Annotated in this window: 20 protein-coding genes; 17 read left to right on the top strand and 3 right to left on the bottom strand. The window is 55.6% G+C overall.

Annotation, left to right across the window (positions count from 1 at the left end; all coding sequences use genetic code 11):
- Positions 1-47: 47 nt before the first annotated feature.
- From tdh to CUC53_RS02540, 3 genes are all read left to right on the top strand, one after another.
- The gene (tdh, locus tag CUC53_RS02550) at positions 48-1,076 is read left to right on the top strand and encodes an L-threonine 3-dehydrogenase (protein ID WP_100292715.1); all 1,029 of its coding nucleotides are present in this window, start codon (positions 48-50) and stop codon (positions 1,074-1,076) included.
- A 197-nt stretch (positions 1,077-1,273) separates the two neighbouring features.
- Positions 1,274-1,726, top strand: coding sequence for a c-type cytochrome (locus tag CUC53_RS02545; RefSeq protein WP_167386665.1), 453 nt, complete (start codon positions 1,274-1,276; stop codon positions 1,724-1,726).
- 85 nt (positions 1,727-1,811) lie between these two features.
- Positions 1,812-4,094, top strand: a complete 2,283-nt coding sequence (locus tag CUC53_RS02540) for a putative bifunctional diguanylate cyclase/phosphodiesterase (RefSeq protein ID WP_100292714.1) — start codon at positions 1,812-1,814, stop codon at positions 4,092-4,094.
- A gap of 3 nt (positions 4,095-4,097) precedes the next feature.
- On the opposite strand, the gene rep is transcribed toward CUC53_RS02540, so the two are convergent.
- Complete coding sequence (rep, locus tag CUC53_RS02535) at positions 4,098-6,110, bottom strand: DNA helicase Rep (protein WP_100292746.1); 2,013 nt, start codon at positions 6,108-6,110, stop codon at positions 4,098-4,100.
- 165 nt (positions 6,111-6,275) lie between these two features.
- On the opposite strand from rep, the gene CUC53_RS02530 reads away from it, so the two are divergent.
- Both CUC53_RS02530 and CUC53_RS02525 read left to right on the top strand, forming a co-directional pair.
- Entirely contained in the window at positions 6,276-7,496 is a 1,221-nt protein-coding gene (locus CUC53_RS02530) for an aminotransferase class V-fold PLP-dependent enzyme (protein ID WP_100292713.1), read from the top strand.
- A gap of 13 nt (positions 7,497-7,509) precedes the next feature.
- Positions 7,510-7,944: a SufE family protein gene (locus CUC53_RS02525; protein WP_167386664.1), complete on the top strand. Its 435-nt coding sequence runs from the start codon at positions 7,510-7,512 to the stop codon at positions 7,942-7,944.
- A 21-nt stretch (positions 7,945-7,965) separates the two neighbouring features.
- On the opposite strand, the gene tcdA is transcribed toward CUC53_RS02525, so the two are convergent.
- Entirely contained in the window at positions 7,966-8,802 is an 837-nt protein-coding gene (gene tcdA / locus CUC53_RS02520) for a tRNA cyclic N6-threonylcarbamoyladenosine(37) synthase TcdA (RefSeq protein WP_100292745.1), read from the bottom strand.
- Between the two features lie 154 nt (positions 8,803-8,956).
- On the opposite strand from tcdA, the gene crcB reads away from it, so the two are divergent.
- From crcB to hemB, 9 genes are all read left to right on the top strand, one after another.
- Positions 8,957-9,334, top strand: coding sequence for a fluoride efflux transporter CrcB (gene crcB, locus CUC53_RS02515; protein WP_100292711.1), 378 nt, complete (start codon positions 8,957-8,959; stop codon positions 9,332-9,334).
- A gap of 65 nt (positions 9,335-9,399) precedes the next feature.
- Positions 9,400-10,152 carry a bifunctional demethylmenaquinone methyltransferase/2-methoxy-6-polyprenyl-1,4-benzoquinol methylase UbiE gene (ubiE, locus tag CUC53_RS02510; RefSeq protein ID WP_100292710.1) on the top strand — a complete coding sequence of 251 codons (753 nt, stop codon included), beginning with the start codon at positions 9,400-9,402 and terminating at the stop codon, positions 10,150-10,152.
- Between the two features lie 20 nt (positions 10,153-10,172).
- Positions 10,173-10,781 carry a ubiquinone biosynthesis accessory factor UbiJ gene (locus tag CUC53_RS02505; protein WP_100292744.1) on the top strand — a complete coding sequence of 203 codons (609 nt, stop codon included), beginning with the start codon at positions 10,173-10,175 and terminating at the stop codon, positions 10,779-10,781.
- On the top strand, positions 10,781-12,421 hold the full coding sequence (gene ubiB / locus CUC53_RS02500; protein ID WP_100292709.1) for a ubiquinone biosynthesis regulatory protein kinase UbiB: 1,641 nt from the start codon (positions 10,781-10,783) through the stop codon (positions 12,419-12,421). Before CUC53_RS02505 ends, ubiB begins: the two co-directional genes overlap by 1 nt.
- 63 nt (positions 12,422-12,484) lie before the next feature.
- Positions 12,485-12,736: a Sec-independent protein translocase subunit TatA gene (gene tatA, locus CUC53_RS02495; RefSeq protein WP_100292708.1), complete on the top strand. Its 252-nt coding sequence runs from the start codon at positions 12,485-12,487 to the stop codon at positions 12,734-12,736.
- A gap of 3 nt (positions 12,737-12,739) precedes the next feature.
- Complete coding sequence (gene tatB, locus CUC53_RS02490) at positions 12,740-13,192, top strand: Sec-independent protein translocase protein TatB (RefSeq protein ID WP_236757849.1); 453 nt, start codon at positions 12,740-12,742, stop codon at positions 13,190-13,192.
- The gene (tatC, locus tag CUC53_RS02485; protein ID WP_100292707.1) at positions 13,189-13,953 is read left to right on the top strand and encodes a twin-arginine translocase subunit TatC; all 765 of its coding nucleotides are present in this window, start codon (positions 13,189-13,191) and stop codon (positions 13,951-13,953) included. The genes tatB and tatC overlap by 4 nt, the downstream gene beginning before the upstream one ends.
- A 71-nt stretch (positions 13,954-14,024) precedes the next feature.
- The gene (locus CUC53_RS02480; protein WP_100292706.1) at positions 14,025-14,810 is read left to right on the top strand and encodes a TatD family hydrolase; all 786 of its coding nucleotides are present in this window, start codon (positions 14,025-14,027) and stop codon (positions 14,808-14,810) included.
- Positions 14,811-14,813: 3 nt separating this feature from the next.
- Positions 14,814-15,833 carry a porphobilinogen synthase gene (gene hemB, locus CUC53_RS02475; protein WP_100292705.1) on the top strand — a complete coding sequence of 340 codons (1,020 nt, stop codon included), beginning with the start codon at positions 14,814-14,816 and terminating at the stop codon, positions 15,831-15,833.
- Between the two features lie 90 nt (positions 15,834-15,923).
- Here hemB and CUC53_RS02470 read toward each other — a convergent pair whose 3' ends face one another.
- Positions 15,924-19,094 (bottom strand): chitinase N-terminal domain-containing protein, encoded by a 3,171-nt coding sequence (locus CUC53_RS02470; protein WP_100292704.1) that lies wholly within the window; start codon positions 19,092-19,094, stop codon positions 15,924-15,926.
- A 911-nt stretch (positions 19,095-20,005) separates the two neighbouring features.
- Between CUC53_RS02470 and prlC the strand changes: the two genes are divergently transcribed.
- From prlC to CUC53_RS02455, 3 genes are all read left to right on the top strand, one after another.
- Positions 20,006-22,048 (top strand): oligopeptidase A, encoded by a 2,043-nt coding sequence (prlC, locus tag CUC53_RS02465; protein WP_100292703.1) that lies wholly within the window; start codon positions 20,006-20,008, stop codon positions 22,046-22,048.
- Between the two features lie 358 nt (positions 22,049-22,406).
- Positions 22,407-24,953, top strand: a complete 2,547-nt coding sequence (locus CUC53_RS02460) for a putative bifunctional diguanylate cyclase/phosphodiesterase (protein WP_100292702.1) — start codon at positions 22,407-22,409, stop codon at positions 24,951-24,953.
- 123 nt (positions 24,954-25,076) lie between these two features.
- The gene (locus CUC53_RS02455) at positions 25,077-25,772 is read left to right on the top strand and encodes a class I SAM-dependent methyltransferase (RefSeq protein ID WP_236757851.1); all 696 of its coding nucleotides are present in this window, start codon (positions 25,077-25,079) and stop codon (positions 25,770-25,772) included.
- The last annotated feature ends 120 nt before the right edge of the window (positions 25,773-25,892 follow it).

Here is a 25,892-nt window from a genome sequence, read left to right as displayed (position 1 = left end):
ACAGCCCCTTTTTTCTGCTTTTCTGTATTCATCGTGAAGGAGCAGCCATGAAAGCACTCGCCAAACTGCACAAGAAGGTCGGCATCTGGATGACGGATGTGCCTGCCCCCGAGCTCGGCCACAACGATCTGCTGATCAAGATCCGCAAAACCGCCATCTGTGGCACCGATATCCATATCTACAACTGGGACGAGTGGTCACAAAAGACCATTCCGGTGCCCATGGTGGTCGGTCATGAGTATGTCGGCGAAGTGGTTGCCATCGGTCAGGAAGTGCGCGGCTTCGCCATCGGTGATCGGGTCTCCGGCGAAGGCCACATCACCTGCGGCCACTGTCGCAACTGCCGCGCGGGGCGCACTCACCTGTGCCGCAACACGGTTGGGGTGGGCGTCAATCGGCCAGGCGCCTTTGCCGAGTATCTGGTGATCCCTGCCTTTAACGCCTTCAAACTGCCAGACAACATTCCAGACGAACTGGCCGCCATCTTCGATCCGTTCGGCAATGCGGTGCACACCGCTCTCTCCTTCGATTTGGTGGGGGAAGATGTGCTGATCACCGGTGCAGGGCCTATCGGCATCATGGCGGCGGCGGTCTGCCGCCATGTCGGGGCCCGCCACGTCGTGATCACCGACGTCAACGAATACCGACTGGCACTGGCCCGCAAGATGGGGGTAACCCGCGCCGTCAACGTAGCCAAGCAACCACTATCCGAGGTCATAGCAGAGCTGGGCATGACCGAGGGCTTCGATGTCGGGCTAGAGATGTCAGGAGTGCCAAGCGCCTTTCAAGAGATGCTCGACAAAATGAACCACGGCGGCAAAATCGCCATGCTCGGCATTCCTCCTGCCACTATGGCTATCGATTGGAACAAAGTGATCTTCAAGGGGCTATTTATCAAAGGGATTTACGGCCGTGAGATGTTCGAGACCTGGTACAAGATGGCCAGTCTGATCCAGTCAGGGCTGGATCTTAGTCCCATCATCACTCATCACTTTCATGTTGATGACTTCCAGCAAGGTTTTGACATCATGCGCTCCGGCCACTCCGGCAAAGTGATCCTAAGTTGGGACAAATAACCCATTTCATCCTTTAGTTACCCGAAACCCGGCGAAGGCTGGGTTTCTTTTTATCTCCACCACCCTAATTGGCGTGATATCGCGCAAAACTTTGCATCTTTGAGCGGTAACACTTCACACACAAGCGTTTAAATAGCTGTAACTATTCGGTTATAATCCAGTCGTTTTCTGGGGATAATAAAAGAGTCTGGGAGTATATGAGCGTGTTGAAAAAACTGAGCTATTTGCTGACTATCGGAATCACCGCCGTGAGCCTGTCTGGGGCCGTGTTCGCGGCTGACGAGTTATCACCGGAAGCGATTGCCGAGCGGATTAAACCTGTTGGCCAAGTTTATACCGCCAAAGATCTGGAAGGGGTCGTTGGCGCCAGTGCAGCCCCTGCTGCCGCCTCCTCCGGCCCACGGGACGGAGAAGCCGTTTACAAAGGTGCGTGCTTCGCTTGCCACGATACCGGCGCGGCGGGCGCCCCCAAACGGGGTGACAAGGCGGCTTGGGAGCCCAGAATCGCACAAGGGATTGATACTCTTAAAAAACATGCCATCGAGGGCTTTACTGGTAAAGCCGGCATGATGCCCCCACGGGGAACCTGCGCCAGCTGTAGCGATGAAGAGATTGAAAATGCCATCCACTATATGACTGACAATCTCTAATATTTTTAAAAGGGCTGCAAATGCAGCCCTTTTTCTCTGCGACCTTCCGCTTATTCTCACCACCCAACGCTCTCAGGAACCGCTCATGTCATCCGTGTCCACAGCAGCTCATTACTCAACCCCGCTCTTGGCGCTTATCTCAACCATCATGGATTTCCCATCCCCTAGCGCAGCTGCATGTCAGGATTACGACGCCCTCGTAGAGCAGATAAACCCGCTGTGCCCATTACACCAGTTTGGCATTGTAGGATGCTCGGAACATGGCCTTCAGTGGATTTATAACTACCAGATCAGCGACAGCTTCAAGCAACAGCTTGGCCATGAGCCCTCTAGGATCACCGAACAACTCACCCAGCTAGATGAAACAAATGGCTGGTGTGTCTTACCCATTGAACATCGGCAAATGCAGTGGCTACTGGCGCGTTGCCAACCGACAGAACTCCCTACCCTGCGCTTGCTACTTGAATGTTTAGCCAAACGGCTAGCCGAAACCCAAGCAAACTGCGAACTTAATGAACCCGCCTCGCCCTTGATCCGCACCCATCCCGATTGGCAAAAGAAAATTGAGAGCATCACACGCATTATTCGATTGGCAAATGTGCTGCCAAGCCAGGCGCTATTTTCTCAGCTAGAAGCGGTGCTACGCCAAATTTTGGCCATTCATGACATGCTGCTCGTCCACGCGACCAATCTGAAAGTGGACGTTATTTATCCCGTCGAACCCCACCAAAGTGATGCCTTCATTAGCGAGCTATGCCACAGCACCAGTAACGTTGAAGCCCATAGAGAGTCTTTACACTGGCACAGCATGCCACTGCGGTTACAACAGCAATATTTTGCCCATTTTATCATCAGCACCCCCCAGCCACTGGAGGCTGACGATAAACTGTTTCTCGACTTTCTGCGTGGCCAGCTAACCCTGCTGTTAGAACTGCGGCGAATCCGCCAGCAACTCAATGAGATTAACTCTGAAGACTCGATCAATCAGAGGCTACAGCAGCTCAGACAGACCAATTTGAGATTGCAAAAGCAGCTCAGACAACACCAAGAACTCGAACGCAAGCTGCAGTTTGATGCGCTGCATGACCCCTTAACGCGGTTACCTAATCGCGCCCTGCTGATGAACCATCTGAACCATGCCATGACCCACTTTAGGCGCCATAAATCAGCGGGCTTCACGGTGATCTTTATCGATGTGGATCACTTCAGGCGGATAAACGAGAGTGCTGGCCATGGTGGCGGTGACCAACTACTGCGGGAAATAAGTCGCCGTCTGAAAACCTGCATCAGACAAAATGACATGGTGGCCCGCTTAGGAGGCGACGAGTTCGTCATCTATCTCGATAGCAGCCAGCACGAGCAGGATATCAGCCCTGTACTCAATCGTATCGTTCACCGCCTTGCCTATCCTTTTCGCATCAATGGTAATGAGCTGACCATCACCGTCAGCCAAGGGGTGGCCAGCGTTGGTGCACAAACCACCGACGTCAGTCAGCTGCTCCATCAAGCCGACCTAGCGATGTTCCAAGCTAAGCGTAATGGCCGCGGCCGGATTGTCAGCTATTCAGACGATTGCATTAGCCAACACTGGCACTCCCCTGAAGAGACGCTAGCCAGAGCGCTGCGGGAAGGGCGCATCGTGCCCTATTTTCAGCCAGTGATCCGGCTTGAGGATAGTCGTTTGGCAGGGCTTGAAGTGATGGCTCGTTGGATCACGGAGGAAGGGGCAATCAGAGAAGCGTTCGACTTCATTCCACTGGCAGAACAGTGCGATTTGATTCAGGAATTGGATCGCCAGATCCTGCGCCAAAGCTGCCAGCAGCTGAAAACCTGGCTCACCCACGAGGGGCAAAGCAAACTCAAGGTCGCCATTAACCTCTCTGGCAAACACCTGACCAGTCGGCAAGAGATCCTGCAACTGATGGCGATTATCGAAGCCGAAGGTATCGCTCCCAACTACCTCATCTTTGAGTTCAATGAACGGGAGCTGTCACGGCAGGATGCCGATGCACTGACCTCACTGCATGAGCTGCGCGCCAAGGGCATTCAGGTCAGTCTCGATGCGTTTGGCACCGGTTTTTCCTCCCTCAATGCCCTGTTCCACTTTCCGGTGGACTACATCAAGGTCGATGACAGCTTTACTCAGCGGATGCTGCAATCCCCCAAGGATTTGGCGCTGATCCGCGCAATGGGCGACATCTGCCGCGATCTGGGTTACACCTTGGTGGTGGAGGGGATCGAGAACCAGCAGCAGCTGCAAAAGCTGATCGATATCGGCTGCCAGCTCGGGCAAGGGCGCTACATCTCCCCGCCCATGCAGGGCACCGATATTGTGCCCCTCTTGGCTGCAGAGGCGGTGCCAAGCTAAGCCTTACTCCTTCTTGAACATGGCGCGCAGGTTGGCAACGCCAATCTGCCCCTTCTGCTGGCGCTCCTCGGCGGTCACCTTCTTCTGGTTTTCCCATTCAAGGTCATCCTGCGGCAGCTCCAGCAGGAAGCGGCTCGGCTCGGGCCGTATCGACTCGCCAAACTGGCGTCGCTCCTTGCAGAGGGTAAAGGTCAGTTCGGTCTGGGCCCGGGTGATGCCCACGTAGGCGAGACGCCGCTCCTCCTCCACGTTGTCCTCGTCGATGCTGGTCTGGTGGGGCAGCAAGCCCTCCTCCATCCCCACCATGTAGACATAGGGGAACTCCAGCCCCTTGGAGGCGTGCAGGGTCATCAACTGCACCTGATCAACATCGTCCTCTCCCTCGTTGCGCTCCATCATGTCGCGCAGGGTGAGCCGGGTAACCACCTGAGCCAAGGTCATCGACTCTTCCAGTTCATCCCCTTCCAGCATTTCGGTGATCCAGCGATAGAGGGTGGAGACGTTCTGCATCCGCATCTCGGCCGCTTTCGGGCTGGGCGAGGTCTCGTAGAGCCACTCTTCGTAGTGGATTTCCTTGATCATGTCCCGCACCGCCTCCACCGGATTGCCACGCAGCGCCTGATCGCCAAGGCGTACCAACCAGTTGGTAAAGGCCTGCAGAGCAACGAGGCCACGGCCGGAGAGGGATTGTTCGAGCCCCAGCTCGAAACTGGCGGCAAACAGACTCTTGCCGCGCTGGTTCGCATACTGGCCGAGCTTCTCAAGGGTGGTGGGGCCTATCTCCCGCCGTGGCAAGTTGACCACCCGCAGGAAGGCGGTGTCCTCGTCTGGGTTCACCAGCAGCTTGAGGTAGGCCATGATGTCCTTGATCTCGGTGCGGGAGAAAAACGAGGTACCGCCGGAAATGCGGTAAGGAATTCGGTTGGTCATCAGCGCCTTCTCGAAGATGCGCGACTGATGGTTGCCCCGATAGAGGATGGCGTAATCCTTGAACCGGGTGCGGTTCATAAACTTGTGGCCCATCAGCTCGGCGGCGATCCGCTCCGCTTCGTGCTCTTCGTTCTTGGCGAACAGCACCTTGAGCTTTAGCCCCTCATCCAGCTCGGAGAAGAGCGCCTTGTCATAGACGTGCGGGTTGTTGGCGATCAGGATGTTGGCGCATTTGAGGATACGCCGCTTGGAGCGGTAGTTCTGCTCCAGCTTGATCAGCTTGAGGCTGGGGAAATCTTCGCTCAGCAGCACCAAATTCTGCGGCTTGGCACCGCGCCAAGAGTAGATGGACTGGTCGTCGTCCCCCACCACGGTGAAGCGGGCCCGTTCACCGACGAGCTGCTTCACCAGCTCGTACTGGCTGGTGTTGGTGTCCTGATACTCATCCACCAGCAGGTAACGGATCTTATTCTGCCAGCGGGTGCGCACCTCTTCGTTACTCTTGAGCAGCAGGGTCGGCATCACGATAAGGTCATCAAAATCCAACGCGTTGTAGGCCACCATCTGGCGGTGATAGCGCTCGTAGAGCTGGGCCATCAATACCTCTTCCGGCCCGCGGGCGATACGCATAGCGCGGGCTGGCAGGATAAGGTCGTTCTTCCAGTTGGAGATCTGGGTAATGAGGGCCGAGAGCTTGTCCTTGTCGTTGTCGAGCTCGTCTTCAGTCAATTCTTTCAGCAGCGCCAGCTGATCGGTGTCGTCGAACAGGGAGAAGTTCGCCTTGAGATTCAGGCTCTTGTGCTCACGACGAATGATATCGAGGCCGAGAGTATGGAAGGTGGAGACCATCAGCCCCCGCGCCTCCTTGCGGCCCAGGGTCTGACCGACCCGCTCTTTCATCTCCCGCGCTGCCTTGTTGGTAAAGGTGACCGCAGCTATGTTGCGGGCATTGTAGCCGCACTGCTGCACCAGATAGGCAATCTTGTTGGTGATGACGCGAGTCTTACCCGATCCGGCACCCGCCAGCACTAGGCAAGGGCCACAGACAAACTTGACCGCTTCGTTCTGATTGGGGTTGAGCTTCATGGGCCGGATCTCTTGGCTTATGATGAGGGGCGGCATTGTAACAGAATTCACCCAGCCAGCCCCAGCAAGGGATCCCTTACCGGATGCCTTGTGTTTGGCCACCATTTTCAGGATCATGGCCGACTTTTCCAGCTAATGATCACTTAGCCAGACAGTGAGATGAGCATGAATCCGCAACAGCACGCCCAACTGCGCCACCAGTTTCCGGCCTTGGCGCAGCAGGTCAACGGCCACCCTCTGATCTATCTGGACAACGCCGCCACCACCCAGAAACCGCACGCGGTACTGGATGCCATCGCTCACTACTATCGGGCCGACAACGCCAACGTGCACCGTGCCGCCCACGCCCTGAGTGGCCGCGCCACCCGCGCCTTCGAGGCAGCCCGCGAAACGGTCGCCCGTTTTATCAATGCGCCGCGCAGCCACGAAGTTATCTGGACCCGCGGCACCACCGAGGCGATCAATCTGGTGGCCCAAAGCTGGGGGATGAGCGAGCTCAAGACAGGGGACGAAATTATCCTCAGTACGCTGGAGCACCACGCCAATATCGTCCCGTGGCAACTGGTCGCCCAGCGCACTGGCGCGCTGATCCGGGTTATCCCGCTCGATACGCGGGGCGATCTCGATCTGGCCGCCTATCACGCCATGCTGGGGCCACGCACCCGGCTGGTGAGCGTGGCCCACGTCTCCAATGCCCTCGGTACCGTCAATCCAGTCAAAGAGATAGTGGCTGCCGCCAAGGCGGTTGGCGCCGTGACGCTGATCGACGGTGCTCAGGCGGTGGCTCATCTCGAGGTGGATGTGCAAGCCATCGGTTGCGACTTCTACGCCTGCTCCGGCCACAAGCTCTATGGCCCGACCGGCATCGGTGTGTTGTGGGGCCGCAGCGAGCTATTGGAGCGGATGCCGCCCTGGCAAGCAGGTGGCGAGATGATCGATCGGGTCAGTTTCAGCGGCACCACCTTCAATACCCTGCCTTTCAAATTCGAGGCGGGCACCCCCCATATCGCTGGCGCTATCGGCCTCGCCGCTGCCATCGACTTTGTGATGGCGCAAGATAGGGAATGGCTCGCCCAACATGAGCAGGCACTGACCGACTATCTGGTAGCTGGCCTGCAACAGGTGCCGGGGTTGCGTCTGGTCGGCGAACCCGGCCAACGCGCCGGTGCTGTCTCTTTCTTGCTCGACGACATCCACCCGCAAGATGGCGCCACCCTGCTCGATATGCAGGGGATCGCCCTGCGGGTCGGCCATCACTGCGCCATGCCACTGATGGAATCGCTCGGGATCGGTGGCACCCTGCGCGCCTCGCTGGCCTGCTACAACAATCGGGATGATGTCGACGCCCTACTGGCCGCCCTGCACACACTCAGTGACTTCTTCTAAGGCAGACAACCGAATGAGTGACCTCGCACGCTATACCCAAATTGGCCTTGAGCCCAACGCCAACAGCATCCGCCAGCAGTTTGCCGCCGCAAATGGCTGGGAGAACCAGTACCGGCTGATCATCCAACTCGGCAAGCAGCTGCCGGCACTGCCCGGTGAATGGCAGCAGGAGGCGTTCCGCCTCAAGGGGTGCGAAAGCCAAGCTTGGCTGAAGGGAGAAAAGAGTGAGGATGGTTGCTGGCACTTTGCCTGTGATTCCGATGCCCGCATCGTGCGGGGCCTTATTGTCATCGTGCTGGCGGCGCTCAACCACCAATCCGCAACAGCGATTCAGGCTTTTGATATGGAAGGTTATTTCACCGAGTTAGGGCTGGAGAAACACTTGAGCCCGTCACGAGGTAACGGGCTCAGGGCGATCGTGCTGGCGATCCGCGAGCAGGCGGTCTAACCCGCCTGGTGCAGAGGGCGATTAGGCTTCGCTCATCGTCCCTGCGTCCTTATTGCCGGCCTCTTGCTCGGCGCGGGCACCCCGCTCGGCAATCTTCTTCAATACCCGCGACGCGGCAACCAGCCCAAAGGTTGCCGTCACCGGCGTCACCGCGCCAAAGCCGGAGGCGCAATCCATCTTCATGGTGCCATCGCTGGCCGCCTTGGCCTGACAGGTGCCACCATTGCCATCCGGATAGCTCAGCTGCTCGGTTGAGAAGACACACTCCACCCCGAACTTGCGCACCGGATTTTTGCTGAAGTTGTGCAATCGGCGCAGGTCGGAGCGCACCTTGGCCGCCAACGGGTCTTGAATAGTCTTGGCCAGATCGGCCACAGTGATCTGGGTCGGATCCATCTGCCCGCCAGCACCACCCGCCACAATCACCGGGATCTTGTTGCGCTTGCAGAAGGCAATCAGCGCCACCTTGGCCTTGACCGAATCGATGGCATCCACCACATAGTCAAACTCCCGCTTGATATGCTCGGCCAGATTGTCGGCGGTGACGAAATCGTCTACCTCGATCACTTCGCAATCCGGATTGATGGCGCGAATGCGCTCGGCCATCACCTCGGTCTTGAGGCGACCAACCGTCCCATTCATGGCATGGATCTGGCGATTGGTGTTGGTGATGCAGATATCGTCCATGTCGATCAAGGTGATCCGGTTGATCCCTGCCCGAGCCAGCGCCTCGGCCGTCCAAGAGCCCACACCGCCAATCCCCACCACGCACACGCTGGCTTGGCTGAACGAGCCGAGCGCCCGTTGCCCATACAGACGGGCAATGCCGCCGAATCGCTGTAGATATTCTGCTGTCATACCACCACCTTGCTTGAAGGCGGCCATTATAGCGGCAACAGGAAGCGGCAGCGATGGCACAACCAGCAAATCGACGAGAGGCAGTCGTACTGACCACTGGGCAGCGGTAATGGCTTTGCGCATAATGGCCGCCTCATATCCAAGGAGTCATGCCATGCAAAGCTGGCTATATGTCGCAGCAGGGGGAGCCATCGGCGCCTGTCTGCGGTTTGGGATCACCCAGTTGATGGTGCTGCTACTGGGCCGCCACTTTCCTTATGGCACCTTGGTCGTCAACGTCGTGGGTTCCTTCATCATCGGGGTAGCCTACGCCTTGATAAGCCACGGCCACGTGGCCGATCATCCGCTCAAACCCCTGCTCATGGTGGGCATCTTAGGGGCGCTGACCACCTTCTCCTCGTTTGCGCTCGATACCGTAGTGCTGGCTCAGCAAGGGGCTTATCTCAAGGCACTCCTCAATGTTGGCCTTAACCTGTTTCTCTGCTTGGCCATGGTGGTGTTGGGCATGCAGTTAGTGGCCAGCCGGGTTTAAGGTGTCCGCCTGTCTTTGGCTCTGGTAAACTGGCGGCCATTCTTTGTTCTATGGGTGTTTAAGGGATGTCTGAGCAGACAACGACAACGCATTTTGGCTTTAAAACCGTGGCCGCGACCGACAAGGAAACGCTGGTAGCGGGTGTCTTCCATTCGGTTGCCGCCAAGTATGATCTGATGAACGATCTGATGTCGTTTGGCATCCACCGCCTGTGGAAGCGCTTCACCATCGACTGCTCTGGGGTGCGCAAGGGCCAAAAAGTCCTGGATCTGGCCGGCGGCACCGGTGATCTCACCGCCAAGTTCTCCCGTATGGTCGGCGAAACTGGGCAGGTGGTGTTAGCCGATATTAACGACTCCATGCTGAAAGTGGGCCGCGACAAGCTGCGCAATTTAGGGGTCGCCAATAACGTCGCTTATGTCCAAGCCAACGCAGAAGCCTTGCCCTTCCCCGATAATCACTTCGACGTCATCACCATCGGTTTTGGCCTGCGCAACGTCACCGACAAAGACAAGGCGCTCGCTTCCATGTTCCGAGTATTAAAACCGGGTGGCCGTCTGCTGGTACTGGAATTTTCCAAACCGGTCAGCGAGGTAATCGCCAAGCTCTACGACCTCTACTCCTTCAAATTGCTGCCGAAAATGGGCGAAATAGTCGCCAACGACGGTGAAAGCTACAAATATCTGGCAGAGTCTATTCGGATGCACCCAGATCAGCAGACCCTGGCAGGCATGATGGAACAGGTCGGATTCGAGCAGGTTGAGTACTTCAACCTGACCCAGGGTGTGGTCGCCCTGCACCGTGGTTACAAGTTTTAAGGTTGCTTATGCCAATCCCGATGCCACTGGATGCCATGGTCACTGCGGTGATCGAAACCAGCCTCAATCAGTTGCTGGCACTGGACCAACAAAGCCCAGAGCGGCTGCGCAAACTGACAGGCAAGGTGCTCAAGCTGGAGCTGCGTGAACTCAAGCCGCTCTGGTTTGTCTTCTCGGATCGGCGGCTCGATGTGCTGGCTCAGCACGAAGGGCAAGCCGATGCGGTGCTCAGCCTCTCGCTCACCGCGCTCGGTCTGCTGAAAGACCCCTCGGCACTGACCCGCTATATCCGTGAAGAAAAACTCGATCTAAGCGGTGACCCACAGGTGGTGCAGGCATTTAGCAGCTTGCTGGGGGAGCTGGCCATCGATTGGGAAGAGCAGTTATCGCACTATACCGGTGATGTGGTGGCTCACTCGCTCTTTCGCGGCGCCCGCCAAGCCCGCCAGCTACTCGGCCGTGAACTGTGCCGCAGCCAGCGCCAACTGGCTGAATACCTGACTGAAGAGGCTCGCCTTGCGCCGGGCCCACTGGAAGTGGCCAGTTTTAATGACGATGTCGAGGCGTTGGCCCAACAGCTCAAAGCCGTTGAGCTGCGGTTAGCCCGCATCGAACAGCAGGTGACCTAATGACCCCAAGGGAGTTCAAGCGCCTCTACCGCATCACCGCCATCCTACTCGAGCAGGGCATTGATGAGCTGGCGCCTGCCCGCTATCAGTCATGGCCTGCTCGTCTGGCGCGACGCAGCCTGTTTTGGCTCAACAACCAAACACCTGAGCTCAAGCGTGGCACCCGCATTCGTCTCGCCTTCGAGGCCCTTGGCCCGATCTTTATCAAGTTCGGCCAGATGCTCTCTACCCGCCGCGATCTGCTGCCACCGGATATCGCCGAGGAGCTGGCGCTGCTGCAAGACCGAGTCCCCCCGTTTAGCGGCCAGATCGCCCGCCAACAAATTGAGGCCAGCCTAGGCTGCCCTATCGAAACCCTGTTCGATGAGTTCGACGAGACGCCACTGGCCTCGGCCTCCATCGCCCAAGTGCATACCGCTCGCTTGAAGGAGAGTGGCCGCGAGATCGTCATCAAGGTGATCCGCCCCGACATCGCACCGGTGATCGACGCAGACCTGCGCTTGATGCAAGCGCTGGCCCGACTGGTGGCCCGTTGGGTACCGCAAAGTGCTCGGCTGCGCCCCATCGAGGTAGTGGAGGAGTATCGTAGGACCATCGAAGGGGAGTTAAACCTGATGCGGGAGGCGGCCAACGCCATCCAGCTACGACGTAATTTCACTGGTTCAGAGGCACTCTATGTGCCGGAAATCATCACTGAACACTGCCGTGAGCAGGTACTGGTGATGGAGCGGATCTATGGCATCCCAGTCTCTGATATCGCGGCGCTGGAGGCTAACGGCACCAACATGAAGCTGTTGGCCGAGCGCGGGGTAGAGGTGTTCTTCACTCAGGTGTTCCGCGACAGCTTCTTTCACGCCGACATGCACCCCGGTAATATTTTCGTCTCCCACCAGCACCCTGAGAACCCGCTCTGGATCGGCATCGACTGTGGCATCGTCGGTACTCTCAACCGCGAAGATAAGCGCTATCTGGCGGAGAACTTCCTCGCCTTCTTCAACCGCGACTATCGCCGTGTAGCGGAGCTGCACGTGGAGTCAGGCTGGGTACCCGCAGATACCAAGGTGGACGAGTTTGAGTTTGCCATTCGCACCGTGCTAGAGCCCATCTTCGAGAAGCCGCTGTCGGAAATTTCGTTCGGTCACGTGCTGCTTAACCTGTTCAATACCGCCCGTCATTTCAACATGACGGTGCAGCCCCAGCTGGTGCTGCTGCAAAAAACCCTGCTCTATGTCGAAGGTTTAGGACGCCAACTCTACCCACAGCTCGATTTGTGGCAAACTGCCAAACCCTATCTGGAACATTGGATGCGCGAGCAGGTGGGGCCGAAAGCGGTATGGAATGCCATCAAAGAGAAGGCGCCATTCTGGGCAGAGAAGTTGCCTGAGCTGCCGGAGCTGGTCTACGAAACGCTACGGCAAACCCGCCACCAGCAGCGCCATTTCGACCAGATGTTTGCCGATTTTCGCCGCCACAGTCGCCGTCAGGGGCAAGCTCGCTACCTCTTAGGAGTAGGCGCCAGCCTGCTGTTAGCTGGTGTATTTTTGCTGACCCAGCACCAATATGTTGCGTGGGGACAATTTTGCCTCGCCAGTACAGGGGTATGCTGGTTGGTAGGCTGGCTGCAAACTCGCAATAACTAATCAACAACCAGACAAAATTAAACAAAAACAGGCGCATTAGGCGCCAAAAATGGAGATAAAAATATGGGTGGTATCAGTATTTGGCAATTGTTGATCATCGCAGTCATCGTAGTATTGCTGTTTGGCACCAAGAAATTGCGTGGTATCGGTGGTGACCTTGGCGCAGCCGTAAAAGGGTTTAAGAAGGCCCTCTCCGATGAGCCAGAGGCCGTCAAAGCTGAGCAAAAAGACGCCGATTTTCCGCCCAAGCAGCTCAATGAAGCGGCTAATCAGGAAAACGACCTCACTAAACAGAAAGACAAAGATCAGGCCTAAGCCATGTTCGATATCGGTTTTTGGGAGCTGGTCGTCATCGGCGTAGTCGCGCTGGTGGTGCTGGGGCCCGAGCGGCTACCGGTGGCAATCCGCACCGCCAGCCATTGGATCAGGTTGATCCGCAGCACAGCTAATTCGGTCAAGACCGAGTTGGAGCAGGAGCTCAAGTTGCAAGAGCTGCACAATGACCTGAAAAAGGCAGAGCAGCTGCAAATGAGCAACTTAAGCCCTGAGCTGCAAGAGTCTATCGAGCAGCTCAAGGCTGCGGCCCAGTCGGTCAACCGCCCTTATCAGGTGGAGAACGAGATCAGGCCGCCTCAAGGGCATCCCTCCGCAGCCGCTAACCCGGTCGCTCAGGCAACTCCGATACCCGCAGTGGTCAGCCAGCCGCCTATCAATGACAACACGGCGACCCAAGGCCCAGATCGCCAAGAGAAGGGGGAGCTGAAACCATGAGTCAGACCGAACAGCCTCTGATCAGCCATCTAATGGAGCTACGCACCCGTTTGCTACGCGCAGTTGCCGCGATCTTGCTGGTGTTCGTTGCCCTGATCTATTTCTCCAACAACATCTACGACTTTATCGCTCAGCCGCTACTCAGCCAGTTGCCGGAAGGCACCAGCATGATCGCGACCGACGTGGCAACCCCCTTCATTACCCCGATCAAGCTGACCTTGGTGGTCTCCTTCTTCGCGGCGATCCCCTATCTGCTCTATCAGGCCTGGGCCTTTATCGCCCCCGGTCTATACCAGCATGAACGGCGCCTGATCATGCCGCTGGTCGCCTCCAGTGCGGTGCTGTTCTATGCGGGGATGGCGTTTGCCTACTACGTGGTGTTCCCGCTGGTGTTCGGTTTCTTCACCAGTACCGCTCCCGCCGGGGTGACGGTAGCCACCGACATCGCCAGCTATCTGGACTTCGTACTGACCCTGTTCTTCGCGTTCGGGGTGGCGTTCGAAATTCCAGTGGCTACCATCCTGCTGTGCTGGACTGGGGTGACTAACCCACAAAGCTTGCGAGAGAAGCGCCCCTACGTGATCGTCGGGGTGTTTGTGGTTGGTATGTTACTGACACCGCCTGATGTTTTTTCGCAAACTCTGCTCGCCATCCCGATGTGGGCACTGTGGGAGCTAGGCCTGTTCTTCGCCCGCTTCTACGAGCGTAAAGAGGATAGCGAGGATGCACCGCCACAAGACCAGACCGAACAAGGGAGCTGAGGCTCCCCTACTGTTCTCCGAGCCCCCATTTAGTCGGCTAATCAGCCATATCTTCCCTGAGAGTCCGCACCATGATCGACATTGGCGTCAACCTAACCAGCAGCCAGTTCGCCGGTGAGGAAGCTGAATTGGTAGCCCGCGCCCGCGCCGCCGGAGTGGAAGCACTGATCCTGACCGGTACCGATCTGGCTGGCAGCCGCGAGAGCGCCGGGTTGGCCGCCCGTTGGCCGGGTTACTGCTTCTCCACCGCTGGGGTACACCCGCACGACGCATCGAGCGTCGATGAGACCACCCTGCCCGCCTTGCGTGAGCTGGCAGCCCTGCCACAGGTGGTGGCCATTGGCGAGTGCGGTCTCGACTATAATCGCGATTTCTCACCCCGTCCGGTGCAAGATGCCGTATTCGACGCCCAGCTGGCGCTGGCCGCCGAGCTCAAGATGCCGGTGTTCCTCCATTGCCGCGATGCCCACGCCCGTTTTATCGAGATCCTCCGTCCCTGGCTGCCCAAACTAGCGGGAGCCGTGCTGCACTGCTTCACCGGCTCCGACGAGGAGCTGGACGAATGCCTAGCGTCGGGGCTGCATATCGGGGTGACCGGCTGGCTGTGCGACGAGCGCCGTGGTCAGCTGCTGCGCGAGCAAGTGGCGCGCATTCCGGCCGGTCGGCTGATGATCGAGACCGATGCCCCCTATCTGGTGCCGCGGGATCTGAAACCGCGCCCGAAACGCAACGAACCCGCTTTTTTGCCGCACATCGCCCAGGTGGTGGCGGCTTGCCGTGGTGAAGCGCCCGAGGCCTTGCTGGCCCACACCCGGGCCACCTCCGCCGCGTTTTTCCAACTTCCTTTGCTGGAGTGATTCATGGCTACAACCCTTCCGGGCGCCTTTCCAGGCCGCCGCCTGCGCCGTCTGCGCAAACATGATTTCAGTCGCCGCTTGGTGCGCGAGAACGTCCTGACCGTCAACGATCTCATCTATCCGGTGTTTGTGCTGGAAGGGGAGCAGCGCCGAGAAGCGGTTCCCTCCATGCCGGGGGTGGAGCGTCTCTCCATCGATCTGTTGCTGATCGAGGCTGCCGAACTGGTAGCGCTCGGCGTGCCCGCCATCGCCCTGTTCCCAGTGACGCCGCTTCAGAGCAAGAGCCTGCTGGCGGAAGAGGCCTATAACCCAGACGGGCTGGCCCAGCGCACCGTGCGCGCCCTCAAAGCCCGCTTCCCGGAGCTCGGGGTCATCACCGACGTGGCGCTCGATCCGTTTACCACCCACGGGCAGGACGGCATCATCGATGACGAAGGCTATGTGCTGAACGACATCACCACCGAAATTCTGATCAAGCAGGCGCTCTCTCATGCCGAGGCAGGGGCCGATGTGGTGGCGCCTTCTGACATGATGGATGGCCGCATTGGCGCCATTCGCGCGGCGCTGGAGGAAAACGGCTTCATCAACACCCAGATCATGGCCTACTCCGCCAAGTACGCCTCTCACTATTACGGACCATTTCGCGATGCGGTGGGCTCTGCTGGCAACCTCGGCAAGAGCAACAAAGCCACCTATCAGATGGACCCCGCCAATGGCAACGAGGCGTTGCACGAGGTAGCACTCGACATTCAGGAAGGGGCCGACATGGTGATGGTCAAACCGGGGATGCCCTATCTGGACGTGGTGCGACAGGTCAAAGATCAATTTGGGGTGCCGACCTTTGCCTATCAGGTGAGCGGCGAGTACGCCATGCACATGGCGGCGATCCAGAATGGCTGGCTCAAAGAGCAGGAGACCATCATGGAGTCCCTGCTCTGCTTCAAGCGGGCTGGGGCCGACGGCATCCTCACTTACTTCGCCAAGCGGGTCGCCCAGTGGCTGCAGCAAGACGCTGAGCGCTGATGCCACCTCAGGCAGCCTAGCTGCGATAGTCTGGTTAAAAAAGGGAGCAATATGCTCCCTTTTCCCATAATGACCACCTGACAGTGATGACTAACGCGGGGCCAAGGTTTCGCTATGAATGACGCTATTGATCCCATCAGACAAGCTGAAATGCAGGGTACCGCCATTGAGTTTGCTCTGATCAATATCGAGTTCGCCACCGGTCGCGTTCAACGCTAGCGTTAGGCGAGAACCATCTAACTGGGTGTAAACCAATGTCAGCCAAGGATATTTGCTGTTATCCCAACTGACATAATCACCCTGATAGCTGATAACAGGTCCGTTATCGCTCACCCGGCTGAAGGTTTTTGGCTGTTCGTTGGCACCGCGGATCTCCAATGCGAGCTCCTGCTCCCCAGCAAAGAACTTGAGGGCATTAATGTGCGCAGAGGCGGGCAGTTCGATACTAAAGCGCTTGGCATCTTGATGATCAAGCTGCAACAGCGGCAGCGCATGCATCACCACCCCGTCACTGGCATTGACCAACAGGGTATACGGGCTCGGCTCACCACTCTCCTCCTGCACACCGATGGGATTATTAGAGGCAATCACGGGTTCAAGCACCACTTTGTCAGCTAAAATCTCGCCGGAAATCAATAACACCGGCTCGCCAGTCAATACTGCGCGACTGCGCAGAGGCTGGTCAGCAAACCAGGATTTGCTGTTTACGTAGTTAGCAACCCGCTGGTAGTTGTACTGGGTGAAACGATAGCCAAAGCAATAGTTCATCAGATCCGAGTCGGCCCGGATACGCTTATCTTTGGGCGAGATCACCATGCGATCAACCTGCTCAAACAACGGGGCTGGGCTCAGCGCCGCTCTGGCAACACCATCCCACGCAGCTGAGATCCAAAATGGTTCACTGGAGGTGGGGCCGCAGCCAGGGGCGTGACCTAGGCCAAAGTTGTGACCCAGCTCATGTACAAAAATCGAGTTCAGATACAATGAGCAACCCCCATCACGGCCAACCGCACTGTTACCCGGTACATAGCCAAGTCCAACCGTGCCATAACAAGTGCCCGGTACTAAGCCGTAAAAATAGGTCTTACCATCGGTTTCCAATTTGCGTAACTGGTCGACCCGACCTAGGGCGGGACTGATATCCACGGTGAGATCGGTCGGTTCCCGCACCGAGATATTGGTTTTGCTGAGGGGATAAACTTGGCGGAGGGTCCGATCAAAGGCAGCAATATCAGGCACTTTAGCCACACCACTGGCATTGAGGCCGGGCACCAGCTTCAGATTGATGGTGCCATTGCCATTCACTTTCGGCTGAGCCGTCAGACTCATGCCATTGCCATCACTCACCGTCAGCACCATCCCTTTAGTGATGAAGTTTGCGGCTTCTTCACTTTCGATGATGCTATAGCAAACCTCGGCCAGCTGATAACTGGGGGTGCTGAAGCTACCCACCTTAGCAGTACTCGGGCAGATCATCCGCTTGCTCAGTTGTTGACCGTTAGCATCAATGGTCAGGGTGAAAGCTGGCATGGCGGTATTGCTCGCATCGCGCGCATACGCGTAAGCGCGCACCATGGTCTGCCCTCTGGGGGCAAGAATTTGATGGGGAGCGCCAGGGGGAAGCAAGGTGGCTTGACCGATCTCCAGCTTCTGCAGTAGCACTGGCTTAGTAGCTGGATTGACCTTGACCTTCAACTGCAGTGGTTGATCCACACGGTAGTAATCTGGGTTCGCCTGTACCATCAGGGTGGTTTCGCCCTCGCCAACCAAGGTCAACTTGCCGCTGTCATCCACTTTGATCACCTTGTCGTTTAACGAGGTAAAGGTGAATGAGGAGGTGACAACTTCCTGATTATCCGCGCTGCGGTACATTTTCGGAGCGGGCACATAATATTCAACGTTATCTGCCAGCGTAAACTCCAAGCTACCACTCACTCCCGACACCATGCTGACACTGGTCAAACAGTCGATCAGTGCTTCCGCATTCTTGCCACCAGTGCGCTTGTAATTAGGGGTGTCTGAGGTGCATAGCTGACCATTAACTGGCTGAGCATTAACCCTTACCCAATATTGGCCACCACTTAACGAACTAGAAAAGATGCCTTGGTTATAGCGATAGACCTTATCTGCCGCGTAAGAAACATTGGCACTGAACACACTGGTTGCCGAATTTTGAGTCCGCACATTGAGACTGACGGCAGGGGTCTGTGGATCTTTGTGCTGCACTCGGATATCGAGCATATCCAGCATTGCTGTGGTGATGGTGGCCAAGGCACTTGGCGCCGAACACCCCGCCTCATTACAGGCAATAAGGGCATATTGGTATTGGGTATTGCTCTCTAACTGAGCGTCGGTATAGCTCAGCGCCGTCAGATTCGCGGCCAATGTCACCCCGTTACGGACCAGCTGGTAATAGGTCGCGCCAGCCACTGGGTTCCAGTTAATTACATTGGTGCGAGAGCCCGCGTTGATCACCACCGGCATATCAGCTGTTACTGGGGGCAAAGCGGGGATGTCGGCGGTCGCCACACTCAACTCGGCGCTCCGTTCGCTGGTGCAACCGTGCTGATTACAGGCTTCGACCTGATAGTGATAGCGAGTTGCAGGGGTTAAGCCTTGCTCGGTGAAGCTAAGAGCTTTAATGGCAGCCCCGTTGGCGACGGCAAGTCCGTCCCGATAAACGCGGTAGAAATCGGCGCCATCGGTACGTCCCCAGCTCAAGGTGACTTGGCTGTCACTGGCGGCCACTAATGCCAGCGCCTGCGGGGGAGCTTGGGGTGGGCTGATCCAGTTACAGCTCGCGACCTCCATCGCCACCCGCGAATTAGCCTCAAGGGATGCCTGGGCAGGCTGGTACTCCAGCAGACAACCTTGGCCATATTCATAATTACCAAACAGCTTATTGACGATAACCACACCGCCGTCATACCAAGTCAGCTCCCAATCATCACTAAAGAAATCAAACACATTGCGCAGCGTTGTCTCATCGAGAAAGGTCGGTTTCGGCATATCAAACACAACGTAGTTATCGCTATTGAGCCGATAACGGGTGCCATTGACCATTAGATAACGCTTGCCATCTTGCACGACCAGCCCCTCACCCCGCGCCGCTTGAGCGCGCAGCGCCTGTAGCCGGGCACTCATCTGTTGCTGATGGCTCTGATAAATCGCAGTGAAGTCATCGCTGACACTGTCATTCGCCAAAACGGGGTATGCCAATATTCCCCCTATCATGGCGGCAAGCATGGTGACTCTCATCATGAAACACTCCCTTGGTTGTGATGGCTATGCGCAACCTACGTCAACGACGTAGGCACCATAGTGGGTGTAAAACGGCAGGTGCGGCAGCGATGAGCGGCTTCATGATGAACAACTCGTCAGTCGATAACCCTTGCATAAATACGCATTCTTGCGACTGGCAAACCATGATGAAACTGAGTGCCGCAGCACCAGCATTCACTTAATTGGCTGAGATCCTAAGCAAGGGGCAATACAAGAGCGCCCCTGCGTGCGAGGAATGTGGCAACAAACATAAAACGGCAGCGCCTACGCTAGCGGCGCGTGAGCAGAAACGGCACCAGCAGTGGTGTGGCAGCAACCCCGTGGTAACAAGGCGGTGCCATCGCCGGATAAGATGAAGAAGCCCATGATGACTCCATACTTTGTTGACGAGATACGAGCGAGATTGCGGGGCTGCCCCACTGTCATAGATAACGCCTGAGACCAGTCTCATTGCGTTGTGGTCTTGCTTACCTATTCCCCCCGGAGGGAAGACTCATGCGATGACACTCAATAGACAATTCAGGATAGGTCACAAAAAACAAAAACATCAACAAGCTTTATTTGATTCTAAGTTAATGATAAAAAACGATAATTAATACCAGCACTCTGTCGGTGACAGGCGAAATAAGCAGCCTAAATGCAGGGATATTGCGCTATTCAACTGCCAACCCAAGCTCAAGCAGCCGTCACGTTGCGAGAAAAGATCCACCTCACGTTGATCAAAATGACCGATATCGCCGTCACAGGACCCTAACCAGCAAGATAATGGGCCGAAATTGGGTAAACCTGCTGATTCCTGCTTGATAATTCCAGCGCTTGACCACATGTTAGAGACCCACAAAGCGCTGCTAAAGCGGTCGACTCAAGACCAGACAAGAGGTAACCGGGATATGACCAATCCTTTGCTAACCATGGACTCGCTACCCCCGTTCAGCCAGATCCATCCCGATCAGGTGCAGCCAGCAGTGACCCAGGCAATCGCCGACTGCAAACAGAAAATCAATGAGGTACTCGCTCAGCAAGACCCGCACACATGGGATAGCCTGATTGCGCCGTTAGAGGAAGTTAATGATCGGCTCGCGCGGATCTGGTCTCCTGTCAGCCACCTCAATGCCGTCCTCAATAGTGATGCGCTGCGCGCTGCGCACGATGCGTGCCTGCCACAGCTGTCGGAATTTCAAACCTATGTTGGTCAACACGAAGGGCTCTATCAGGCCTATCAGGACCTATCAGAGAGTGATGACTTCCCACTCCTGAGCGGCGCCCAGCGTAAAGAGATCCAAAATACCCTGCGTGATTTCCGCCTCTCCGGCATTGGTCTCCCAGCCGAGGCGCAGCAGCGTTATGGCGAAATTCAAGCTCGCCTGTCCGAACTGGCCTCTCGCTTTAGCAACAACGTGCTAGATGCGACCCAAGGCTGGCACAAGCTGGTCAGCGACGAAACTGCATTAGTCGGATTACCACAAAGTGCTCTGGCAGCCGCCCGCCAGATGGCTGAGTTCAAGGGCAAGCAGGGCTGGCTGTTCACCTTAGATATTCCCTCCTACTTGCCAGTGATGATGTACGCCGATAACCGCGAACTGCGGGCCGAGATGTACCAGGCCTTTACTACCCGCGCCTCCGATCAGGGACCCAACGCCGGTAAGTGGGATAACAGCGCCATCATGACTGAGTTGCTCACCCTGCGCCGCGAGCTGGCCCAGTTGCTGGGTTTTGCTAACTATGCGGAGCTATCGCTGGCCACCAAGATGGCGGAAAAAACCGACCAGGTGGTGAACTTCCTCACCGATTTAGCGCGTCGCTCCCTGCCACAGGGTAAAACCGAGTTGGAAGAGATCCGCAGCTTTGCCGCTGAGCACCATAGCCAAGATCAATTGGCTGCTTGGGATGTTCCCTATTACGCCGAAAAGCTCAAGCAGCACAAGTTCTCGATCTCTGACGAACAACTGCGCCCTTACTTCCCTGCGAACAAGGTGGTAAAGGGGCTGTTTGAGGTGGTGAAACGGGTATTTGGTATGAAGGTGCGCGAACGCCTCGGCATCGATACCTGGCACCCCGATGTGCGTTTCTACGATATTTTCGACGCCGATGACGCACTACGCGGCAGTTTCTACCTTGACCTCTATGCTCGCGAGCATAAACGGGGCGGTGCATGGATGGATGTCTGCCTTGGCCGCCGTTACCGCCAAGATGGTTCCCTCCAAAAACCGGTAGCCTACCTCACCTGCAACTTTAATGGCCCTGTTGATGGCAAACCGGCGCTATTCACCCATAACGAGGTGGTCACCCTGTTCCACGAGTTTGGTCACGGTATTCACCATATGCTGACTCGGATCGACGTAGCGGGTGTCGCCGGTATCAATGGTGTAGCGTGGGATGCCGTGGAGCTGCCGAGCCAATTCCTCGAAAACTGGTGTTGGGAGTCTGAAGCATTGGCGTTTATCTCCGGCCACTATGAGACCGGTGAGCCGCTGCCTGCCGATCTGCTGGAGAAGATGCTAACCGCCCGTAACTTCCAAGCAGCGATGCAGATGCTGCGCCAGCTGGAGTTCGCCCTGTTCGACTTCCGCCTGCACCAAGAGTTTGATCCGGCGAACGCAGGCCAGCTCCCCGCCTTACTCGACGAAGTGCGTCGCGAAGTAGCCGTGATGACGCCACCTACGTTCAACCGCTTCCAGCACAGCTTCTCCCATATCTTTGCGGGGGGCTATGCGGCAGGCTACTACAGCTACAAGTGGGCAGAGGTACTGTCCGCTGACGCGTTCTCCCGTTTCGAGGAAGAAGGGATCTTCAACCCAATAACAGGCCAATCTTTCCTGAAAAATATTCTCGAGAAAGGCGGGTCGAAAGAACCGATGGAGCTATTCCGAGCCTTCCGTGGCAGAGAGCCCCAAGTGGATGCACTTTTACGCCATAGCGGAATTGCCGCGTAATCGGTATTATCTGCTGCAAAAGGGGACCCTAGTGTCTAATGCAAGTCAGTTAAGAGAATTTGAGTCCCAACCCGCGGGGTATAAGGGCTAACGAGTGAGGGAGGCATGATGCCTCCCTCTTTTTATTGCATGCCAGTCAGGGCAAGGGTTGGAGCCAAATTGACTCTTTAATCATGGAGCTACTTTTGATATTCAATATCTCGAATATTTAGTCATAAAAGTGCTTAACTGACTGGCATTAGACCCTAGTGTCCCTTTTCTTTTGACTATTTAAGGACTTCCATATTACCTATGTGCACTGTCTGTACCTCTTCAGTACAGTCGAGTCCAGACCGATAGAGGGAGAAATACTCTTGCCATGAGGCGGGCATTCGATTCGATACTCCAAATTGTTTCTCATATGGCTCATACCAGTGGCCAGGGGTATCTCAATGCATTTGTAAGTGAAATCGCCACCGCAGTGGGAGCAGATTACGTCCTCATTTCTATCACTAGAGGACAGACAGATCTTCAAGTGCAAGCAATGCACCCCTCGTCCCTCGATATCCAAGATATTTCTCTACCCTTGAATACCACCCCCGATGCCATTGCCTGGCAAGAGGGTGAAATGTGGTTCAGTGACCGTTTATCCCAGTTGTTTCCTGATAGCTACGGAGCCCAAATCTGGCAGGCGAATGCTTATGCCGGTATCGCCCTTAAGTGTGCGGAGGGTCATACCGTAGGGATTTGCAGCTTGTTTTATCGCCAGCCACAAAGTGACATGGGTTCAACCATGGCACTATTACGGCTGCTGGGCCCATTAGCAGGCCGTGAACTCGCGCTAACGCTGCAACAAACAGAAGATTCGCGTCATTCCGAGCCCCCTTCTGTTCTGAAAAACATGCTGACTCACGCCTCAGTCGGGATTGGTAAACTCAGTCTTGATGGCAAAATTCTCTGGGCCAATCCAGCCATTGAACAGATGCTCGGGTATCAACCACATGAGTTAGTTACCCGTTCAGTGGCCGAGCTAAACCACCCTGAAGATTGGGCGCACAGTGCACCTCGCTATCAAGAGCTAAGGGCAGGTAAACGAGCAACCTTCACCCAAGAGAAACGTTATCTGCACAAAGAAGGTAGAACGCTATGGGGCCGCGCTACCGTGACATTAATGAGGAATAAACAGCAGCAACCGGACTATCTGATGGTACTGCTGGAAAACATCGAACCACTGAAATACCACGCTGAGCAACTCAAACTTTCTCACCAAGTTTATGAAAACCTGTCGGAAGCCATTTTGGTCTGCGACGCCAATAGCAGGATCATCTCAGTTAACCCCGCCTTCGAGCAGATTACTGGGTACAGCAGTGAAGAAGCCCGAGGTCAGCGACCCAACCTACTCAAATCAGGACTGCATGACCAACGTTTCTATGCGGACATGTATCATGCCTTAGCACGTGTCGGGGTGTGGCGTGGGGAAGTATGGAACAAACGCAAAAGTGGCAAGCTCTACCCACAGCAAGTTGTCATAAGAGCACTGTGGGAAGAGGGAAAGATCCAGAAATATATCGCTATTTTTAGTGATATATCCCAAACCAAAATAGCAGAGCAGAAGATCGCAAACCAAAGCAACTATGACAATCTAACTGGCCTCCCAAACCGCTGGATGTTTAGCCGCTGCCTCAATAGGTTCTGTGCGCAAGGTGAATCTTTCACGTTAATGGTGCTTGACCTTAATAACTTTAAAGCCGTGAACAATAGTATGAATCACCACGCTGGTGACGCCTTGCTCCGAGAGGTCGCGGATCGATTGGTGAGCCGGATACGCAGTGAAGATTTAGTCGCGCGGATCGGCGGTGATGAGTTTGCTTTTTTGATTCCAGGTATCGTTACCCATCGCCAAGCGGAAATATATGCCAAGCGAGTGATGGGTAGTTTTTCCCGCCCATTTACCCTTGCTAGTCAGCATATTTATGTTACTTCGACCATCGGCATCACACTCTGCCCAAGTGATGGATGCGAAAGCGACGAGTTACTACGTAATGCCGAGCAGGCGCTTTTTGTCGCTAAACGCCAAGGACGAGCCCTCGATACCTACTGCCTCTCAATGCGGGAAGAGGTTCGTCAACGCCACAAAATGCAGCAAGACTTGGCTGAAGCGATCAAGCAAGAACAGATCACCATGGCGTATCAGCCCATTTGGGATAACCACAGTGGCCAAATAGCCAAACTAGAAGCCTTGGTGCGCTGGCATCATCCACATTGGGGACAAGTCTCACCAGCAGAGTTCATTCCTCTCGCCGAGGAGACAGGGCTTATTCAGCGACTCGGCGCCTTGGTACTATGGCAATCATGTCGAGACTTATCTCGGTTGCAGAAGTCTGGCTTCCCACACATACAAATGTCGATAAACCGCTCAACGATGGAATTTCAGACCATTGACACCAGCGCTAGCGAGTGGCTCCAAGTCATCCATCACTTCGATCTTAATCCTGCAGACATTGTCATCGAAATTACCGAATCACTCTTGATGGAGAGCAATGCTCAGCACAAGAGCCGCATTGAAGCACTCCGTGATGCAGGGTGCAAAATAGCGATTGACGATTTTGGCACAGGCTATTCTGCACTCAATTATTTACGGAACTTCCCCGTAGATCTCGTCAAAATAGACCGCTCCTTTGTACGCCACATACCTTTCAATGAGCAGGATAGATTGCTGCTAGATGGCATCATCAACATTGTTCACAACCTGGGTATGCAAGTGGTGATTGAAGGAGTAGAAAACCACGAGCAACTCGATTTCCTTTGTCAAAAAGGGTGTGCCTTCACTCAAGGGTACCTTCTTAGCCGCCCGCTAGCATATGATGATCTCATCGATTATCTGGCACTCAATCAACAGGGAGCCGACCTCTCTATCGTGAGCTGAGAATCCTTCTGTTATCATGGCGACCTTTGTCTGTGACGTAGGTCCTAGGTTATGTTCCCCCTCCAAGTTTTTAGTGAAACAGCCACTCATGATAGTAAGCTCGAACCCCTGCGCCAATCTCTTATGGATACCCAACTTCCAGCCCCTTTCGCGTTAGTCTTAACTGAAAACAGATTGGAGCTACGCAAGTTAGATGAACCAAAATTAGGGGCTATCTACGTCGATTTTGTAGCTGGGGCGGTCGCGCATAGACGTAAATTTGGCGGTGGCAAAGGCCAATCGATTGCCAAAGCAGTAGGTTTAAAATCTGGTGCCATTCCGAGCGTTATCGATGCAACAGCCGGTCTTGGACGCGATGCCTTCGTACTTGCATCCCTTGGTTGTGATGTAACCATGATCGAACGCAATCCGATTGTCGCAGCATTATTAGAAGACGGCTTGCTACGGGCACAGCAAGATCAGGAAATAGGTCTGTGGGTTAAAGCCAGAATGCGCTTATTAAAAGGACCCGCTGTAGATAATTTGTTAATGCTGCGTGATCGACCAGAAGTTATCTACCTAGATCCGATGTTCCCTCACAAGCAAAAATCTGCGCTCGTGAAAAAAGAGATGCGGGTCTTTCAGTCACTGGTTGGCTCAGATCAAGATGCCGATGCACTATTGCCAGCAGCCCGTAAAATGGCAACAAAACGCGTGGTGGTAAAGCGACCGGCTTATGCTGATTGGTTAAATTTCCAGCAACCAACCATGGCAATCGAGACAAAAAGTAACCGCTTTGATGTCTACGTCATGACAGCGATACCTGCCGCAACAACCTAATAACTGGCCCAGCTGCATGTATCACTCACCCTGAGATGAGACTAATGCTTAAAATAGAGATAACAAAAAAGCCCACTCTGTTGAGTGGGCTTTTAAGTCTAAATTAGGTGCCTGGCAGTG

The organism is Aeromonas cavernicola (assembly GCF_002795305.1).
Classification (GTDB): domain Bacteria; phylum Pseudomonadota; class Gammaproteobacteria; order Enterobacterales; family Aeromonadaceae; genus Aeromonas; species Aeromonas cavernicola.
This window is presented reverse-complemented; position numbering and strand designations above follow the sequence as displayed.